12 protein-coding genes are annotated in these 14,362 nt (G+C 47.2%); 9 read left to right on the top strand and 3 right to left on the bottom strand.

The genetic code is table 11. The features are described 5' to 3' along the window. Positions 1-39 precede the first annotated feature (39 nt). Together H6995_09760 and H6995_09755 are read left to right on the top strand one after the other, a co-directional pair. Complete coding sequence (locus tag H6995_09760; GenBank protein ID MCP5215280.1) at positions 40-1,584, top strand: FAD-binding oxidoreductase; 1,545 nt, start codon at positions 40-42, stop codon at positions 1,582-1,584. 73 nt (positions 1,585-1,657) lie between these two features. After that, positions 1,658-3,100, top strand: coding sequence for an aldehyde dehydrogenase family protein (locus tag H6995_09755; GenBank protein MCP5215279.1), 1,443 nt, complete (start codon positions 1,658-1,660; stop codon positions 3,098-3,100). A 67-nt stretch (positions 3,101-3,167) separates the two neighbouring features. Here H6995_09755 and H6995_09750 read toward each other — a convergent pair whose 3' ends face one another. After that, positions 3,168-3,806 (bottom strand): TetR/AcrR family transcriptional regulator, encoded by a 639-nt coding sequence (locus tag H6995_09750; GenBank protein MCP5215278.1) that lies wholly within the window; start codon positions 3,804-3,806, stop codon positions 3,168-3,170. A gap of 476 nt (positions 3,807-4,282) precedes the next feature. Between H6995_09750 and H6995_09745 the strand changes: the two genes are divergently transcribed. The 4 genes from H6995_09745 (at position 4,283) to H6995_09730 (ending at position 9,334) form a co-directional block, all read left to right on the top strand. After that, entirely contained in the window at positions 4,283-6,457 is a 2,175-nt protein-coding gene (locus H6995_09745; protein MCP5215277.1) for a TonB-dependent receptor, read from the top strand. A gap of 122 nt (positions 6,458-6,579) precedes the next feature. Beyond that, the gene (locus H6995_09740; GenBank protein MCP5215276.1) at positions 6,580-6,927 is read left to right on the top strand and encodes a TIGR04076 family protein; all 348 of its coding nucleotides are present in this window, start codon (positions 6,580-6,582) and stop codon (positions 6,925-6,927) included. A 36-nt stretch (positions 6,928-6,963) separates the two neighbouring features. After that, positions 6,964-8,115, top strand: coding sequence for an aldo/keto reductase (locus H6995_09735; protein MCP5215275.1), 1,152 nt, complete (start codon positions 6,964-6,966; stop codon positions 8,113-8,115). Positions 8,116-8,161: 46 nt separating this feature from the next. Continuing rightward, the gene (locus H6995_09730) at positions 8,162-9,334 is read left to right on the top strand and encodes an MFS transporter (protein ID MCP5215274.1); all 1,173 of its coding nucleotides are present in this window, start codon (positions 8,162-8,164) and stop codon (positions 9,332-9,334) included. 50 nt (positions 9,335-9,384) lie between these two features. Here the strand turns inward: H6995_09730 and H6995_09725 are convergent, their stop codons facing one another. After that, positions 9,385-10,161: a glucose 1-dehydrogenase gene (locus H6995_09725; GenBank protein MCP5215273.1), complete on the bottom strand. Its 777-nt coding sequence runs from the start codon at positions 10,159-10,161 to the stop codon at positions 9,385-9,387. 21 nt (positions 10,162-10,182) lie between these two features. Continuing rightward, complete coding sequence (locus H6995_09720) at positions 10,183-11,019, bottom strand: alpha/beta hydrolase (protein MCP5215272.1); 837 nt, start codon at positions 11,017-11,019, stop codon at positions 10,183-10,185. A gap of 326 nt (positions 11,020-11,345) precedes the next feature. On the opposite strand from H6995_09720, the gene H6995_09715 reads away from it, so the two are divergent. From H6995_09715 to H6995_09705, 3 genes are read left to right on the top strand one after another with little or no spacing between them, the layout of a single operon-like run. Continuing rightward, positions 11,346-11,942, top strand: coding sequence for a TetR/AcrR family transcriptional regulator (locus H6995_09715; GenBank protein MCP5215271.1), 597 nt, complete (start codon positions 11,346-11,348; stop codon positions 11,940-11,942). A gap of 48 nt (positions 11,943-11,990) precedes the next feature. After that, positions 11,991-14,027, top strand: coding sequence for a hydantoinase/oxoprolinase family protein (locus tag H6995_09710; GenBank protein MCP5215270.1), 2,037 nt, complete (start codon positions 11,991-11,993; stop codon positions 14,025-14,027). Beyond that, positions 14,024-14,362: an acetophenone carboxylase gene (locus H6995_09705; protein MCP5215269.1), complete on the top strand. Its 339-nt coding sequence runs from the start codon at positions 14,024-14,026 to the stop codon at positions 14,360-14,362. Before H6995_09710 ends, H6995_09705 begins: the two co-directional genes overlap by 4 nt.

Here is a 14,362-nt window from a genome sequence, read left to right as displayed (position 1 = left end):
TATCCAATCAGTTTTCGAGCTGGGGAATTAGAGATGAATATGAAAAGAGAATTTGGCATTCTGCCAGAAGGTGTCACGAAGGAAAATTTCGGCAAAGCGATTAGCGAATTTGAAACATTACTTGGCAAGGATTCTGTCATTATCAACGCCGAAGGTTTGACGTCCTATGGCAAAATTATGTTGCCGGTGGATGACAAAGCGCATCAGCCTTCCGGTGCGCTGGTAGCGCATTCGGTGGAAGATGTGCAAGCCATCATGGCGATCTGTAACAAGTATCGGGTGCCAGTCTGGCCGATTTCAACCGGAAAAAATTTGGGCTATGGTTCTGCCGCCCCGGCAACGCCAGGGCAGATGATCTTGGATTTGCGCAAAATGAACCGCATTATCGATGTGGATGCAGACCTCTGTACCGCTCTAGTTGAACCGGGCGTCACCTTCCAACAGTTACACGACTATATCAGTGAAAGGAAGCTGCCTCTTTGGTTGTCCTGCCCGGCGCCCTCTGCCATCGCCGGGCCATTGGGTAATACCGTTGACCGGGGTATTGGCTATACACCCTATGGCGAACATTTTCTGTTTTCCTGTGGTATGGAAGTGGTCATGGCCGATGGCCAGGTGCTCAAGACTGGAATGGGTGGCGTGCCTAACTCCAATACCTGGCAAGTATTTAAATGGGGCTACGGGCCTTATTTAGATGGTATTTTTACCCAATCGAACATGGGTATCGTTACCAAACTGGGGTTATGGTTGATGCCAGCACCACCGGCATTTAAACCCTTTATGGTTAAATTTCCCGACGATGGTGATATCGTTAAAATCGTCGAGACAATTCGGCCACTGCGCATAGCCCAGGTGATACCCAATGCGGTGGTCATTGCTCATGCATTGTGGGAAGCGGGCTCCACGGTGGTTCGTAAAGATTACTATACTGGCGATGGTTCTATTTCCGATGCGGCGATTGCACAAATTCGTCGAGAACATAATTTAGGTGCTTGGTCGGTTTATGCTGGTTTGTACGGGACAGCAGAACAGGTTGAATTGAACTGGAAGATGGTATCGCAGGCATTTAAATCGATTGGCGGAGAAATACTGACTGAGGCCGAGTTGGGCGATAACCCAGTGTTTCAGTATCGCGCTTCTCTGATGCGTGGTGATATGACACTACGTGAATTTGGGCTCTATAACTGGCGTGGGGGCGGGGGTTCCAGCTGGTTCGCGCCGGTATCCCAGGCCAGGGGTTCGGAAACATTGAAGCAGATGAAACTGGCGCAGGATATTCTCGGTGAATTCGGTTTCGATTATGTGGCGGAATTCGTAGTTGGCTGGCGTGATATGCACCATATCATCGACCTGCTGTTTGATCGTACCAACGTGGCGGAAAGAGAGCGAGCGAATGCTTGTTTTAATAAGTTGTTGGATGAGTTTTCCAAGCAGGGGTATGGTTCTTATCGCACCAATACTGCCTACATGAAGAAAGTGGCGGAGACCTTTGGGCCAGTGAAGCAGGACGTGGAACGTAAAATTAAACGTGCGCTAGACCCTAATGGAATTATCGCGCCCGGTAAATCGGGAATCTATATTTAAGAGTTCGTTAACCTAGGTTCGGCATTAGTCGAACGTTAGATATTCAGCCGGGAAATAGGCGAGGAGCTTTCGAATGAGCGAGTATCAACTTTTTATCAACGGCGGTTATACCCCCGCAGCCTCAGGTAAAACAGCCGATAGTCTAAACCCGGCCACGGGCGAGGTTTTTGCGAAGGTGCATCAGGCCGGGGTGGTAGATGCACAAAAAGCGCTGGACGCGGCGCAGGCAGGCTTCAATGTCTGGAGCAAAATGCCTGCCGCCGCCCGTGAAGCAGTGCTGATGAAAGCGGCGGATGTGATGGCCTCGAAGCAAAAAGAACTGATGGATTTACTAATTGATGAAGCCGGTTCCACCATGCTTAAAGCGGGCTATGAAGCAAGTCATACACCGGATTTTATCCGGGCAATGGCGGGTGAGGCGCGGCGTGTTATCGGTGAAACCTTTGAGTCGAATTTACCGGGTGTGTTTTCCTATAGTATCCGCCAGCCATTGGGTGTGGTGTTGGCGATTTCGCCTTTTAACTTCCCATTGCTACTGGCGATGCGCAAAATTGGCTGGGCATTAGCAGCGGGAAATGCGGTTATTCTAAAGCCCTCCGAGGTGACACCAGTGATTGGTTTGAAAATTGCTGAAATTTTTCACGAGGCGGGATTACCTCCCGGTGTACTTAATGTAATCCCGTCAACGGGTGGGGATTTGGGCGATACACTGATTGCCGATAAGCGCGTCAAGCTGGTGACCTTTACCGGGTCGAGTAAGGTTGGTGCCATTATCGCTGCCGAAGCGGCCAAAAATTTTACTAAATGTGCACTGGAACTTGGCGGCAAAAACCCGTTGATTATTCTCGATGATGCGGATCTTGATTACGCCGTCAATACTGCGGCGTTCAGTAACTTTTTCCACCAAGGCCAGATTTGCATGACCGGTTCCAGAGTGATTGTGGAGCAAGGAATTTATGATCGTTTTTGTGAGAAATTTGCCGAGAAAGTATCCGGCTTGAAAGTCGGTAACCCGCGTGACCCTGAAGTTCTGATTGGCCCGCTAATTCGACCCACACAGCCTCAGTTTATCCGGGATCAGTTAGATCAGGCAGTTGCCGAAGGTGCTAAGCTAATGACGGGGGGCACCTATGTCGATAGCTTTTTTCAGCCGACAGTATTAGCTGATGTAACGCCAGCGATGAGCATTTTTAAAACCGAATGTTTCGGCCCGGTCGCCTCAGTAATTAAAGCAGCTGACTATGAAGCCGCTTTGGCAATCGCTAATGACAGCGACTATGGTTTGAGTTCGGCGGTGATTACCAATGATTTACAAAAAGCCATGGCAATCTCGCGTGGGATTGAATCCGGTATGTGTCACATTAATGGGCCGACGGTGCGCGATGAGGCAGTTGTTCCTTTCGGCGGCATCAAACATTCAGGGCTGGGCAGGGAAGGCGGACGTTATGCGATGGAGGAGGTGACCGAAGTGAAGTGGGTGACAATTCAGCAGGGCCAGCAGCAGTATCCTTTTTGACAGAGTTCCAGAAAAACTTATTACAGGTATGTATTCATGTGAATACTGAAATATAGGCGGGGGGTAATTAAGGCTCTGCGCCTGAAGTAACGAAAATAAGCGCCTCTGTACGAAATAGTTTCCTGAGATTACCAATGGCAAATTCAATATGAATATCAGAACCTTCAACCAGCGGAAAACCTTGTAACATAGATAAAAGTATGACGGCTTTTTCACGCCTTGTTTTTTCTGACTGGCCTAGGGTCAAAGGTTTGATTAATTCATAGATAAATTTACTATAAACAGTTGTCATGTGGTCGCGACATTTTGCCGCAAAGGCGTCATGGTTGGCTTGCGCCCACAATTCAAATTGCAGTCCCCGTATAAAAGGTGTGGTATTTTCTTCAAGGCTATTATCTACAAAAGCCAGGAATCTATCCTCTGCCGATAAATTATGATTCTCGATAACCTTTGTGGCGCTTTCAATATCGTGTTTTAAACGCTGCTCAATCACAGATTGAAACAGAATATCCTTGGTCTTGAAGTAGTACTGGACGTTTCGAAGGGTAATGCCAGCACGGTCTGCAATATGCCGCATAGTAAATTTGCTGTAGCCTTCATACGCGAGAATCTCTGTCGCAACCTTTAATATGTCCCGAACTCTTTTTTTTCCTTTACCATGTACGGCGGTGCCAGGCGCCAAGTCTCTAATATCGGAAGTATCCATTGTAAACTTTTCCTGCAGTCAATAATGAGAGTATTTTAACGAGAGCGTTGCGGTGCGCTGACCGAGAATACACACAAAAATTAATTAGTCAATTGCAACATTTGTGCTGCCTTTGGCTTAGCCTGTCTTCATTTTCTATTCGTTTCTATTTAATTGGGCTCCGTTTACGCAAGCATTTGTCAGTAGATTCTGTTTAATTTTACAGAGAATAACAAAAAGCTTGACAAAATTAGTCATAAGACTAATATAAAATACGTCATATGGCTAAAAATAGTAATATTGCGATATGAGAAATGAAGAGTCTCAAATTTAGACAACAGATTGTTTTTTGGGCTAATCAGTTTCATGGGAGAGATGAAAAGGGGTTAACGATGGGTAACTGTATTAAGAGAAATAGATATAAAGCCATATATGCTGCTTTGTTTGGGGTGATCCTGATAGATCAATCGGCTGCAGCGGATAATGGAACAACTTCAATGAGATTGGAGGAAATTATCGTCACTGCGCAAAAACGTCAGGAGTCTTTGCAGGATGTCGGAATTGCGGTGACTGCTTTTTCGGGTGATGAAATTAAAAAACTGAAGCTGACAACAAGTGTGGAAGTGGCAGCCCAAACACCGAATTTGAATATCAACCAAGCTTTTGCGAATAGCGTGCCGCAAATATTTATTAGAGGTGTTGGCTTGAAAGACCCGAATGCTAATGCAACGGGTGCTGTCGGTATATATGTGGACGATGTAAACCTGGTTTCACCAATGGCATTAACATTTCAATTATTCGATATTGACCGGGTTGAAGTATTAAAAGGACCGCAGGGTACATTATACGGACGAAATACGACGGGTGGTGCGGTCAAATTTATTGCCACAAAACCTACTGAAGAGCTAGAAGGTTATTTGCGAGCAGGTTTCGGCAATTACAGTTCATTTCAGTTTGAAGGTGCTGTCTCCGGTCAGCTGACGGATAATCTGAACGGGAGAATTTCGGTCGTCTCCAATCAAGCGGATGGATTTCATGATAATCGAGTAACAGGTAATGATCTGGGAGATACCGATGCCCTGGCGTTAAGAGCATTATTCGATTGGCAGGTATCAGACAACGTCGATGTGTTACTCAATATTCACGGAGGCAGGACTGACTCTTCCAGTGTTCCTTTCGAGCATAGCGGACGGGTGGATCTGGCTGGCAACCCATGTGATCCTCGTGCGGCAACTTGCTATGATTTCCTTGGCTATAGAGATAACGATAACGATATTTATGATCACGATATTGATTTCGAAGGAAAAACTGAGCTGGATAATGCCGGAGCTTCGTTAGAGGTTAATCTCGACTTCAAGGGTTTTCAGGTCACCTCAATTAGTGCGTATGAAAACTCCAAAAGAAAGCATCGAGAAGATGCAGATGCTTCTCCTAACAACGTGTTGAACACCTATTGGGATGATGAGAACAAGCAGTTTTCTCAGGAGCTTCGGATAAGCTCAAATTCAGAATCCGCCTTAAGCTGGATTGTTGGTGGATTTTATTCAAAGGAAGAAAATGATATCTCCAACCAGTACGATTTTTTCCGTGGGTTTCGTGAGCTGGTAGAGTCTGAAGATCCTATTGCCTTTCCAGGCGGGTTTGATCCCGATGGCGTTAACTCTCTTGGTGTAACCCCTTTTTATGTGGATCAGTGGTTTTCACAGGAGGGTGAAAGTTACGCATTCTTTGCTCATAGCAAGTGGGATTTTAGTGATAGGTTTTCACTCATAGCGGGTATTCGCTATACCAAAGAAGAGCGGGAAATGGAACAAATTACCGCGTTTGTAGAGCCTACGTTTGCTTTACCGATCGTTCCGTTTTACAGCGACGATAAAGACTTTGACAACCTTTCCGGAAAATTGGGGATTGAATTTAAACCCAATGAAGACTGGCTTTTTTATGGCAATGTCAGCACAGGTTTCAAGAGTGGGGGATATAACGGCGCACTTGTTTTCGACACGGCTTCCCTAAAACCCTTCGATGAAGAGACATTAACCAGCTATGAGGTAGGTTTTAAATCAACCTTACTCGGTGGTCGGGCTCGTTTAAACGTTGCTGCTTTCCATTACAAATATGAAGACATGCAACTCTTTACTTTTGCTAGTGTCGGCGGGTTACCTGTACAGGTGTTGGATAATGCTGGAGAGTCGAGTATTACCGGTTTTGAAGCAGAGTTGGATCTCCTGCTAACTGAGCGGCTTGATATTAGATTAGGGCTTGGATTGCTTGACACAGAGTTGGATAAATACGACACGGCTATTTCCGGTGGCGACTTATCCGGAAATGAATTGGTGCTCTCACCTGAAGTCAGCTTTAACGGCAGAGTGCGATACGAGTGGCCGTTAAAAGAATTGGGAACTTTGGCATTACAAACGGACTTTAATTATCAAGATGATATTTTCCTGACGCCGGATAATTCTACCTTGCTCTCTCAGGAAAGTTATTGGCTCTGGAATGCTCGCGTCTCGTTTACCAGTATTGATGAGCGCTGGAATATATCTGGTTGGATTAAAAATATTGAAGATAAGGAGTACCTCGCAGAAGCCTATGACTTTTCCTCTAATGGCTGGGATTTGTTGATTCATGGGACGCCGCAAACTTATGGCGTAGATATTACGTTCTCATTTTAGAGAAAATTGGTTTGATCGAACAAAAAAGCCTCCCTCTTCTCATTGGTGCATTTAGCCATTGAGAAACTATGACTCTCCGGCCACTTGGCCGGGGAGCTTTTTACCGGAAGATTGGTGTAACAATGCATAACGATGAATATGAGCTATATGATTTAAAGGTTGAAGTCATTTCCAGCAATGACGGCAAACCCATGGTGTGTCAGCATTTGTTGGGTGATTACTTTACGGTGACTGACGACGATCTCATCGAATTCCCGCCCGGTGTTCGTTTTCCGATGTTTTCACTGGCGGCAATCCTGCCTCTGTTACCGGCCAAACAACGTGAAACGCACAAGAACGACTGGATGACGACGGATGCCATTATCGCCTGCCCAGATCCAAACTGTGGCGGACGTTTTTTAATTACCCGAGGGGCAAAAAAAGTTTATCGCCATAGCGAACAAACAGTGACAGAACTCTCGAAAGACTGACTAACGGTTAGCTATTAGATTACGAGGATTAATAAAATGACGGTTGAAAGAATTCAAGTACGTCCTGATTTTGATTTGTGCCGCATGCCTAAGGGCAATTGGCAGATCGCGGATGACCATAGTGATCGCAAATTTAGCGAACAGGCAATTAACAATGACTTAGCGATGTACGTGGATGCAGGTATCGATACCTTCGTCTGCGGTGATATTTATGCGGGGGTGGAGGAAAGGCTCGGGAAGTTCAGGAAGTTCTATCGCCAATTGAGAGGGGATGACGCGGCAAACAAAATTAAAGTGCTGACCACTTACGTACCCTACTTCCTGGATGAGAATGCATTAAAGAATCACAGTAAAGCGGATGTTGAAAAAACGATAAACCGCTCCCTCAGTCGGCTCCGACAGGAACGCCTTGATCTTGTACAAATGCATTGGTGGAACTATGACATTCCCGGCGCCGTTGAAATGGCGGTTTGGTTAAAGGAATTGCAACAGGAAGGTAAAATCCACCATATTGGCGCAACTAACTTCGACGTCCCGCACATGCGACAGTTTTTTGAGGCTGGAGTGGATGTCGTTGCTCATACCCTTCAGTACTCATTACTGGATAGCCGGCCACTGAATGGAATGGTCGATCTCTGCCGTGATAACGACTGCTACCTGCTTTGTTATGGTGTACTCGGCGGCGGTCTTATCAGCGAAAAATGGCTTGGCATTCCCGATCCGGGTGGTCCCTATCTGGAAAATGTATCGCTGGATAAATACTATCGCATCATTCAGGATATGGGAGGTTGGGGCTTGTTTCAGGAGATACTCCAAGTCCTACAGAGCATAGCCAATAAACATCAGGTCAGTATAGCTAATATTGCTTGCCGATATATGCTTGATCAGGATCAGGTAGGTACGATTAATATTGGCGCGCGTGATGCTAACCATCTTAACGATAATTTACGGGTATTTTCCATTAAGCTCGATGGCGAAGATGTGACGAATATCAACCAAGTGCTCGCTAAAAAGACTGGTCCGTTAGGAGATGTTTACGGAGTGGACAGAGAGGAAAACCGGGATGCACTGGAAGAGGTTAAAACAGAGTATTTTGATGTGGAAAACGGGCAGTTGGTCAAAAAAGCCCGTGACCCTGTTATATTGACGGGCGATGCGGCCTATGGGCATCACATACACCAGAAGTAGCCAGGGTAGTGGTTTATTTAACCCCTGTATTTTGAGCTGACCATCGATGATCAGAAGATCGACTGAAAACCCCATTGATAAAATATCCGTTTATGTTGCGGCGGGCTTAATCTCCGGTGGTGGTGCGCTGATGTTTAATGTAATGCCGGCGTTTGTCGGCGCAATGGCGCAAACGCTGGCTTATGATGAGTCAGAACTTGGGGATATCGTTGCAGCCTTCAATATTGGCTTTACCGCAGTGGCGATATGCGCTGTGTTCTGGATTCGTAAAATCAATTGGCGAATCGCCGCTATGCTGGCGATTATTTTGGCAGTAGCCGGGTTGCTGGCCATGTCCCAGACAGTCAGGTATACCACTATCTTATTGCTTATGGGTACGGTTGGATTAGCCATGGGCGGTCTTTATGCGCTGGTCATGGCCGTGTTAGGCGATAGTGATAACCCAGATCGGGCTTTTGGTTTAAAGTTGGGTTTGGAGACGCTTCCTGGTGCGGCTCTCCTGTTCTTAATACCCGCACTGATCGTTCCTGTCGCGGGGTTTTCGGGTACGCTTTATGTGATGGCAGCAACGCTTATCTTGTTGGGAGCGGCGAGCTTTTTCTTGCCCTCCCGTGGTGTAAAAGGACGAGACTCAACATCGGCGGTCAACACAACTCAACACAAAACTGGTAGCGTTATCTTGCCCTTACTTGGGCTGGCGGCAAGCTTGGTTTTTTTCACAGGTATCACAGCATCATGGGCTTTTCTCGAATTGCTTGGCGCAGCCAAAGGGTTGGCGCATGAATCGATAGGCGGTGTCTTGGCGATAGCCTTTGTTATATGCGGGATTGGCGGGTTTGTTGCTGCTGCACTGGGTGATCGTTATGGTCGTCAGATACCTTTAATAGGTATTGTTTTGATTAATTGTGCGGGGCTTTTGCTGTTGGGCACATTTACTGAAATCGAAGGGTATGCCGTTGGCGCCAGCTTGTTTTTATTCAGTGTTAATTTTACCCTGGCATACACATTCGGTTTGACCGCAGAAGTTGATGTGGGAGGCAGACTGGTTGTGCTATCCGCAGCGGGTTTATCGATTGGCGCTATTATTGGCCCAGCCGCTGCCGGTCGTCTCTTGGAAGCAGGTGGCTATGGCATGATGCTGATCTTTTCGGCAAGTTGCTCTTTCATCGCTTTGCTTATCTATCTGTTTGTGAGCAACCTAAACCAGCAAAGAAAATAAGCTAATTAATCGCTATCCGGGTAAAAGCTATACCCGGATAGCGATTATTTTTACTGTGCAGTATAACCGCCATCAATAACAAACTCTGCGCCGGTTGCAAAACTGGACTCATCCGAGGCCAAATAGAGCACTGCCGTTGCGATTTCATGGGGCTTGCCGATGCGGCCTATCGGGTGCATAGCAGCGAAGGCAACTTCTGCCTGCTCCGGGCTCATGCCGGTGGCTTTGCTGGCCATTTCCATGCCTGACTCGGTTTTGATTAAGCCGGGGTGGATACTGTTGATGCGAATATTGTAGCCCTGCTGGCCGCAATGAATCGCGGCGCATTTGGTAAATAGCTTAACGCCAGCCTTTGCCGCTGAGTAGGCAACTAGGTTGGGAGAGCCGACCAGACCGCCCACCGACGACAGGTTAATGATCGAGCCGCCTCCTGTTTCCTTCATGGCCTTCACCGCCAATTGCGTACCGAGAAAGGTGCTGTCCAGATTCAGTGAAATGATGGTGCGCCACTCATTCAGGGACAGGGTTTCCAGGTCATTATAGGTGCCGCCCCCGGCATTATTGACTAACACATCAATCTTTCCATATTGTCCCAGGAGGGTATCGAAGACGCTGTGCCAGTCCTCCTCCTGGGTGACATCCTGTGGTAAAAAGGTCGCTTCATTTCCGGCCTGACACAATTCCCGCGCCAATGCTTCACCCTTTTCTGTGTTGATATCGGTTAGAACTAACCGGCCGCCCTCGGCTGCGAGCAAGCGCGCCGTGGCTTCGCCTAAACCACTGGCCGCGCCGGTAATTAAGCATACTTTGCCTTCGATACGTCCCATGATATGTGCTCCTTTTCTTTTCTAATGGTGCAAAAAATCAATAATGACCGATTGTTCTTCGGCGGAATCAAGCAAGGTTACATGGCCACCTTGACGTTGGTATAGCGTACAATCCGAGCCGTCTCGCTGCATACGTTCAGCGTCTTCCGCCGACACGATGGAGTGCTGTCCTTTGATCAGCAGGGTTTTGCAATTGATGCGCTGGAAGTGGTGCCAAAGATCAAAGTCTTCGGGGTGATCGCTAAACTGGTTAGCGATCGCCGGATCGTTATGGAAAGTGAACGTGCCGTTATCCTTGCGGCGCGACCAGTGCATTGCCAAACGTCGCCATTGCTGTTCCCTAAGCGAGAGTCCCGTTTTCGAAAGAAATTCACGCAAATGATTTTCAAAAGCAAGGAAGTCATCGAACTGCGGCGGTTTTGCCAGTTTTGTTTTCACGGCTTGGCGAAATCGCTCAGGCAATGTCGGCCCGACATCATTGAGTACCAGGTGTGTCACCGGGCACTCCTGCATTTCTGCCGCCAGTATCATGCCCAGACTGCCACCCTTGGATGAACCAATCCAGCGTACACTGGTGGCTTCAAGCTGGCGCATCATTTCCCGCGCGATATCGGCGGCGAAGTTAAGGCTGGGATCTCGCCGGGCATCTTTAACCCAGTCGGATAGCCCGCAACCGATAGCATCAGGACAGATTACATGATATTGCTGTGCCAGACTTGCTGCCAATATTTCATGGTCGTGACAGGTGCCGGTGACACCGTGCCAGATAACTACTTTTTCCCGCTGTGGGTTTCCCCATTCCATCAAATGAATTTTACGGTTTTGACAGGTAAGAAACCTGGACCGGGAAGGACTCATATTCACTCCTAAAAGATCAAGTATCGGTCTGAGATTTTAATAAAAAAACAGAACGAACGTTCTATTTAGTTTTTGAAATCCTATCATCTGAAATTAAATTACTCAATATTATATGAGGTTAAATTTAATAACTTATTGTTTTATAAAAGATGAAATGCAGAACGATCGATCTATAAAATAAGTTGACAGTTATTTTTTCTTAATGTCTAATAATAGAACGATCGATCTATGGTATAACGAACGTTCGAAAATTTACCCTGCTAGATAAATAGCGCGTAAAATAATCCGCTCTTATCAAAACCGAAAAAGTAGGGGCAAGTTAGGATATGGCGGAAAATACAAATCGTAGAGATGAAGTGTTGGAAACAGCGATCGATCTTTTTTCAGAAAGAGGTTATGCAGGGACATCTATTCGAGATATAGCAAAAGCGATTAATCGCAGCGTCTCGAATGTGTACCATTATTTCGAAAATAAAGAAGACCTGTGGTTGGCGATTTTGGAGTATTCGGTAAAGGGGTTGCCGGACAAGTTGCGAGAAGTCGCCCATGGTGAGGGCGAGCCCTTGGAACGTTTTAAGCGGCTGTTGCGAATACACTTGGAGTCATCAGTTTTACACCGACGCGAATCAAAGATTTTCTTTATTGACGAGGAAAGATTATCGCCACGAGGAAAGGAGATAAACCGGCGTATCCAGAAGGAAATTCTCGATATTTATGTAGAGCAAGTGCGGTTATTGCAGTCGCATGGTTTGGTGCGTACCAAGCATGTAAAAGTAATGGCTTTCAATATGCTGGGCACCATTAACTGGTACTTGCGCTGGTACCACGCTCGGGGTGGTTTGAGTGAAGCCGAGGTTCACGAGGAAATTATTGAGTTCGTGTTGTATGGCATGTGTGGATCAAGTAGTAACAATAACGCCTGACCATAGTTGGAGAGACGATTGGAAAGGTAACCTGATGAGGGAGTTTTGATGGGGTACACGATTGATATTGATACCGGTGGCACCTTTACCGATGGTTTTGTGGTCAATGGCACACAGGCAAGAACCGTTAAGGTACCGACTACGCCGCATGATTTAACGGTTTGCTTTTTAGAATGTATTTCTGCGGGGGCGAAGGCTTTTGGGGTAAGTACAGAAGACTTTCTATTCGACATGGAGATTATTCGTTTCTCTAATACTATTGGGACTAACACCATCATTGAGCGAAACGGCGCAAAAATTGGTTTGCTGGTCTCCAAAGGTATGGAGTCGTTAGCACCCACCATTAGTGAAGAAAAAACACCACTCGTGGAACCAGATATGCTGTTTGGCTTATCGGAGGAGACCGACAAAAACGGCACCGTGGTCAGCGCGCCAGAGGAACAGGAAGTGTTGCGAGCGGCGCAGTCATTAATCGACCGTGGCGCGCGTGGTTTGGTGGTTTCCTTTGCTAACTCTGAGAAAAATCCTGCCAACGAGCGTCGAGTAAGACAGATCATTAAGCATGAGTATCCGCGTGATTACCTGGGTTCTGTCTCGGTCTTTTTGTCTTCAGATATTTCAACTCGCAGTGGCTTGGCAGAGCGCTTAAACAGCGCTGTGCTCAATGCCTATATTCATCCGAAACTGGCGCGTCTTTTGTATAAGGCAGGCGAAGATTTACGTCAACGCCAATATCGCAATACCCTATTTATTGGCCATAACAACGGTTCCGTTGCACGGGTTGCTAAAACCAGAGCCATCAATACCTACAACTCCGGCCCTGCGGCGGGCTTGTTGGGTGCGCGTGAAATTGCTCAGCGCTATGGTATTAATAACCTGATTTCAACCGATATGGGTGGCACCTCATTTGATATTGGTTATGTGCGTGATGGTCAGGCCAGCTACTCGTTGCAGCCGGATGTGGAAGGCTTTCCCTGCAATTTACCGATGATGGCAATTACCGCATTAGGCGCCGGTGGTGGTTCTATAGCACATATAAAAAATGGCGAACTCAAAGTGGGCCCGCAATCAGCGGGTGCGTTACCGGGCCCGGCTTGCTTTAACCTCGGCGGTACGCTGCCCACTGTTACCGACGCCAACTTGGTGTTAGGTGTGTTGGATCCGGATTTTTTCCTCGGTGGCGAGATGAGACTCAATGTTGAAAAGGCGCGTGAGGTAATTCAGCGTGATATAGCAGAGCCCTTGGGGATAACTGTGGCGGAGGCCGCTTGGCAAATTAAATCCAAAGTGGACTCAAAGATGGGGGCTGCCATCGCAAAAGTAGCCGAAAACTTAGCATCGGTTCAGGATGCCGCGATCGTCGCTTACGGTGGTGCTGGCGGCTTACATGCCTGCGATATTGCCAGCGCCTCTCCGATTAAAAAAATTATCATGACACCGTTTTCTGCGGTCTCGTCCGCCTATTCTTCATCGCTGTTGGATGCGGGTCACCTTTATTATCAGCGCATCGATCAACCACTTAGTGAGGAGTTGCAACCAGATGTGCTGGAAAACGCAATCAGCAAGATGATGAGAGAAGCGGTGCGAGATATGCGCGGTGAAGGTTTTGCTGCTGAAATGCTTTTTTCAGAGCTACAACTTTTTGTCCGTGCGCGAGAAGGTGAGAGGGAAGTCTTGTTGTTGGCACCAACTACTTTTTATAGTGAGTCGGATAGCCTGTCTGAGATTGTTGCACAGGCCAAAGCGGCTTTGCTGCAGGCGGGAGAAAACCCGGCGGCAGGCATGCAATTAGCGACCGTCGCATTAATGGTGCGAGCACCGGTTCCACATTTTGTACAACCGGAACTGGAGGAAAGCTCGGATCAAGAGTCGAGCGCTATTAAGTCAACGCGATCACTCTACGTTGGTTCATTGCGCGATTATGTGGATGCGCCTATTTATGATCGCGCCATGCTGAGTCGCGGTGCGCAGTTGGCCGGTCCAGCGCTAGTGGAATCAAACCAGACGACCATCTTGGTTTCGGAAAACTGGCAGATGACAATCGATCAATACAATAACGCCATTCTAGAGGAGGTGCAGGCATGAGCAGATTGCGTATTACGGAATGCCTTGACATTGATCTGGACAAAGAGCGTTGGTGTTGTAACCGCTGTGGGCAAGATTTATACGACGCACGTGAAAACTACAAAAAGGGCTGCTTGATCGCCGAACGTGAGATGGCGGATGTGCATCCACCAATGGTCGAAGGTGCTGCTTACAGCTTTACCCCGGACAAAGATTATTGCCGGTTACTGGAGTTCTATTGTCCCAATTGCGGAATCATGCTGGAAAATGAATACCTGCCGCCGGGACACCCAATCACCCATGAGATTGAACTCGATATCGATGCCTTGAAAGACAAACAGGCAAGGGGAGAATAA

This window comes from Pseudomonadales bacterium (assembly GCA_024234615.1).
In the GTDB taxonomy this organism is placed as follows: domain Bacteria; phylum Pseudomonadota; class Gammaproteobacteria; order Pseudomonadales; family IMCC2047; genus JAJFKB01.
This window is presented reverse-complemented; position numbering and strand designations above follow the sequence as displayed.

Coding starts and splice junctions, on each gene's coding strand:
- H6995_09730 (MCP5215274.1), top strand. CDS start 8,162: ATGATCAGAAGATCGACTGAAAACCCCATTGATAAAATATCCGTTTAT.
- H6995_09755 (MCP5215279.1), top strand. CDS start 1,658: ATGAGCGAGTATCAACTTTTTATCAACGGCGGTTATACCCCCGCAGCC.
- H6995_09715 (MCP5215271.1), top strand. CDS start 11,346: ATGGCGGAAAATACAAATCGTAGAGATGAAGTGTTGGAAACAGCGATC.
- H6995_09735 (MCP5215275.1), top strand. CDS start 6,964: ATGACGGTTGAAAGAATTCAAGTACGTCCTGATTTTGATTTGTGCCGC.
- H6995_09740 (MCP5215276.1), top strand. CDS start 6,580: ATGCATAACGATGAATATGAGCTATATGATTTAAAGGTTGAAGTCATT.
- H6995_09720 (MCP5215272.1), bottom strand. CDS start 11,019: ATGAGTCCTTCCCGGTCCAGGTTTCTTACCTGTCAAAACCGTAAAATT.
- H6995_09750 (MCP5215278.1), bottom strand. CDS start 3,806: ATGGATACTTCCGATATTAGAGACTTGGCGCCTGGCACCGCCGTACAT.
- H6995_09705 (MCP5215269.1), top strand. CDS start 14,024: ATGAGCAGATTGCGTATTACGGAATGCCTTGACATTGATCTGGACAAA.
- H6995_09760 (MCP5215280.1), top strand. CDS start 40: ATGAAAAGAGAATTTGGCATTCTGCCAGAAGGTGTCACGAAGGAAAAT.
- H6995_09725 (MCP5215273.1), bottom strand. CDS start 10,161: ATGGGACGTATCGAAGGCAAAGTATGCTTAATTACCGGCGCGGCCAGT.
- H6995_09710 (MCP5215270.1), top strand. CDS start 11,991: ATGGGGTACACGATTGATATTGATACCGGTGGCACCTTTACCGATGGT.
- H6995_09745 (MCP5215277.1), top strand. CDS start 4,283: ATGAGATTGGAGGAAATTATCGTCACTGCGCAAAAACGTCAGGAGTCT.